This window comes from Sphingomonas sp. (genome assembly GCF_035758555.1).
Taxonomy (GTDB): domain Bacteria; phylum Pseudomonadota; class Alphaproteobacteria; order Sphingomonadales; family Sphingomonadaceae; genus Sphingomonas_B.
Map to the genome: position 1 here is coordinate 1 of NZ_DASTXI010000161.1, position 3,753 is coordinate 3,753.

Annotated in this window: 2 protein-coding genes and 1 pseudogene; 1 reads left to right on the forward strand and 2 read right to left on the reverse strand. The window is 66.6% G+C overall.

All coding sequences use genetic code 11. The annotated features are described in order from the left end of the window. Window positions 1-232: pseudogene (locus tag VFT73_RS09605) on the forward strand (hypothetical protein); the annotation flags it as partial. Here the strand turns inward: VFT73_RS09605 and VFT73_RS09610 are convergent. Together VFT73_RS09610 and ggt are read right to left on the reverse strand one after the other, a co-directional pair. Continuing rightward, on the reverse strand, window positions 229-1,983 hold the full coding sequence (locus tag VFT73_RS09610) for an AMP-dependent synthetase/ligase (protein WP_326410315.1): 1,755 nt from the start codon (window positions 1,981-1,983) through the stop codon (window positions 229-231). The pseudogene VFT73_RS09605 and the gene VFT73_RS09610 sit on opposite strands and share 4 nt — an antisense overlap. Beyond that, window positions 1,980-3,674, reverse strand: coding sequence for a gamma-glutamyltransferase (gene ggt / locus VFT73_RS09615; RefSeq protein WP_326410318.1), 1,695 nt, complete (start codon window positions 3,672-3,674; stop codon window positions 1,980-1,982). Before ggt ends, VFT73_RS09610 begins: the two co-directional genes overlap by 4 nt. Window positions 3,675-3,753 lie beyond the last annotated feature (79 nt).

Genomic DNA, 3,753 nt, shown 5'->3' on the forward strand with positions numbered 1-3,753 from the left:
CGACGAGAACACGATCGCCTTCCGCACCGGAGGCGGAAGCCGCGTCTATGTCGCCCATACCAACGGCTGCACCAACCTCAGGCCGGGCAGTCCCTATGCGCTGCTGACGAAGCAATTCGGCGGCACCGGCCTGTGCCACGGCGACATCGCGCAGGTCATCGATCCGCTCAACCACATCACGGTCGGAAGCTGCGTGTTCGGCGACTTCACGCCCTATGTGAAGGCCGGTTAGGCAGGGTACAAAGCGTCGAGCCGGGAGCCGTACGCCCTCGAGATCACATGGCGGCGGATCTTCATCGACGGGGTCAGCTGCTCGTTCTCGATGCTGAACGGCTCTTCCGCGATGATGAAGCGCCGCACCTTTTCGATCACCGACAAATCGGCGTTGACCCGATCGACCGCGCGCTGGAGCCGCTGATGGACGTCGGCTGCTGACGCAATCTCCGGGTCCGGCACCAGCAAGGCGACAAGGTGCGGGCGGCGATCGCCATAAACCATCGCCTGCGCGATCTCCGGCTGCAGGGTCAGCATGCCCTCGACGCGCTGCGGCGACACATTGTCGCCCTTGTCGTTGACGAGGATGTCCTTCTTCCGGTCGGTGATGACGATCCGGCCCTTGTCGTCGAAATGACCGATGTCCCCGGTCGCCAGCCAGCCGTCGCGAAGCACGCGCGCACTCTCCTCGGGATTGCGCCAGTAGCCGTGCATCACATTCTCGCCGCGGAGCATGATCTCGCCGTCATCGGCGATCTTCACTTCGGTGTTCTTCACCGGCACCCCGACCGTATCGAGACGAATTCCGACGCTCGGCCGATTGCAGCTGATCACCGGCCCCGCTTCGGTTTGCCCATACCCTTGCAGGAAGGTGATCCCGATCGATTCGAAGAACCTGCCGACCTCGGGATTGAGCGGCGCTCCGCCCGACACCCACGCCTTCTGCCGGCCGCCCATCCTCGACCGGATCTTGCGCCGCAGAGTCAGCGAAAGCAGCCCGTCCATCGGCAGGTCCCACGGCCGGAAATGTCCAGCGCCCTTGTCCGCGCCGATCTTCAGCGCGCGGTGCAGCAGATACTTCGACAGCCCGCCCTGCCCCTCGATCGACTTGATGATCCGCGCGCGCAGCAGCTCGAACAGCCGCGGCACCACGACCATGATCGTCGGCTGCACCTCCTCGATGTTCGCGGCGAGCTTCTCGAGGCTCTCGGCGTAATAGATTTGCGCCCCGAGGGCGACGGGGAAGTGCTGCCCGCCGGTATGCTCGTAGGCATGGCTGGCGGGGAGAAACGAGAGGAAGATCTCGTCGTCCCAGCCAAAGTCGCTCGAGATGATGTCGGTGCAACCCTCGACATTGTGGAGGATCGCGCCGTGATGCTGCTGGACCCCGCGCGGCGCGCCGCCGGTGCCGCTGGTGTAGATGAGGCAGGCGAGGTCGTCCCGGCCGACGCTTGCGACCTGCTCTTTCAACGCAGCGACATCGGCGTCGGCGGAGGCGAGCTTCGACCAGCTGTGGCACGTCACCCATTCCGGCGCCTGGCCGGTGCGCAGCGGCTCCATCGCGATCACGTGGTGGCATTCGGTCGACGTCAGCACCGCCGGCACGAGGTTGTTCGCGAGCTTCTGGTTGGAGACGATCACCGCCTTCGCACCCGAATTGCCGAGCACGTGCGTGTGATCGCGCGTGGTGTTCGTGGTGTAGGTCGGAACCGTCACGCAGCCCGCGGCCATGATCCCGAGGTCGGAGATCAGCCATTCCGGCCGGTTCTCGCTGACCAAGGCAACGCGATCACCGGGTTCCAGTCCGATGCGCTTCAGTGATGCCGCGAGCGACGCGACCTGCCGTGCCGCCTCGGCCCAGCTGATCGAGGTCCACGCGCCGCCGCGCTTCGCCCACAGGAACGGCTCATCGCCCTTCTTCCCGGCGCGCGTCAGGAACATCGCGACCAGGTTGTCGAAGTGCTCCAGCTGGCGCGGCTCGCGGCTCATTCGCTGACCGCCGCCCCTTCGCTGCGCGGGTCGGCGCCGCCGATCCAGCGGCCGTCGAGCCATTCGATCGCGTTCGCCTTGAACGTGCTCGGCGGAAGCATCTTCACGTCGGCGTGGCCGAGCGCCTGGAGCTGCGGGATCATGCCTTCGAGGAAGGTCCCGCTTTCGACATAGACCGTGTCGCCCGGCGCATAGATCATGGGCAAGGCGATCGCCTGCTGCGGGGGCAAATGGAAGTCGAGCACGCCAACGATCGTCTTGATCACCTGCGCCGGAATGGTCGAGCCCCCCGCCGCGCCGACCGCGAGCACCGGCCGCCCTTCGGGTCCATAGACGATGGTCGGGCTCATTGAGCTGCGCGGCCGCTTGCCGCCCTCGACTCGGTTCGCGACCGGGCAGCCATCCTTCTCCGGCCTGAAGCTGAAATCGGTCAGCTCATTGTTGAGATAATAGCCGTTGACCATCAGCCCCGATCCGAAGCTGCTCTCGATCGTCGAGGTCTCCGAGGCCACATCGCCCCAGCGATCGACCGCGACGAAGTGCGATGTGCCGCGCTCGGGTTGCGGCTCGGGCGTGCACACGATCTCGGCGCCCGCCGGCTTGCCCGCATGAACGCTGGCCATCGTCGTGGTCGGCGAGATCAGCGCGGAGCGAGCGGCGAGATAGGTCGGGTCCAGCAGGCCAGGCAGCGGGACTCGGACGAAGTCCTCGTCGGCCAGATATTTGTCGCGGTCGGCATAAGCGAGCCGCTCGGATTCGGCGATCAAGTGCCATGCCGTCGGCGAATTCGGTCCAAGCGACGACATGTCGAAGCGCTCAAGCTGCTTCAGCGCCGCATAGACCGTGAACCCGCCCGACGAGGACGGACCCATCCCGCAGATTCGATAGACGCGGTACGTGCCGCACACCGGCGGCCGCGGCTTGGCCTCGTAGGAGGCGATGTCGCCGGCGGTCATTGGGGCCGGGTTGTGCGGAGCGTGGCTGGCGGCGGCCGCGATCCCTTGCGCGTTCGGGCCGACGTAGAAACTGTCCGGGCCGAGTTTCGCCAGCTTCTCCAGGAAATTCGCGAAGGCGGGGTTCTTCACCAAGGTGCCGACCGGCTTCGCCTGCCCGTCCGGCCGGTAGAAGATGTCGCGCGCTTCCGCAGAAAGCGCTCCCGTCACGCGATATTTGTCGAGCGAATTGTGCAGGCGCTGCGTCACCTTGAACCCGTCGCGGGCGAGGCGGATCGCCGGCTGGAACAGCTCGGCCCAGGGCAGCTTGCCGTACTTCGCGTGTGCCATCGCCATCATGCGGAGGTTGCCCGGAACTCCGACGCTCTTGCCGCCGGGCTGCGCATCGCTGAACTCCATCGGCTGCCCATTCTTGTAGAACCAGGTGCCGTTCGCAGCGGCCGGCGCTTTTTCGCGGCCGTCGAAGGTCACCGCCGGTCCGCCCTTGTCGGAATAGACGAGATAGCCGCCGCCGCCGATTCCCGAGCTTTGCGGCTCGACGACGTTGAGCGCGAGCAGGGTCGCGAAGGCCGCGTCGGCCGCGCTCCCGCCCTTGCGCAGCATCTCGACCCCGGCCGCGGCCGCGCGCGGATCGGCCGCGCTGACCATGCCGGGGACTTCGGCGGGAGCGGAATAGAGTGGAGAGGTGCAGCCGCCGAAAGCGATCGCGGCGGCGATGAGCAAGTGGCGCAGACGCATCAGAGGCCGCTACTCGGTCCCGACCGCCTCGGCAATGTTGCCAAAGCCCTCGCGCCCGAGCCGTGCGGCGAGGCCAAGC

Excerpts from the sequence above, each read along its gene's own strand:
- VFT73_RS09610 (WP_326410315.1), bottom strand. The coding sequence starts at position 1,983 with ATGAGCCGCGAGCCGCGCCAGCTGGAGCACTTCGACAACCTGGTCGCG.
- ggt (WP_326410318.1), bottom strand. The coding sequence starts at position 3,674 with ATGCGTCTGCGCCACTTGCTCATCGCCGCCGCGATCGCTTTCGGCGGC.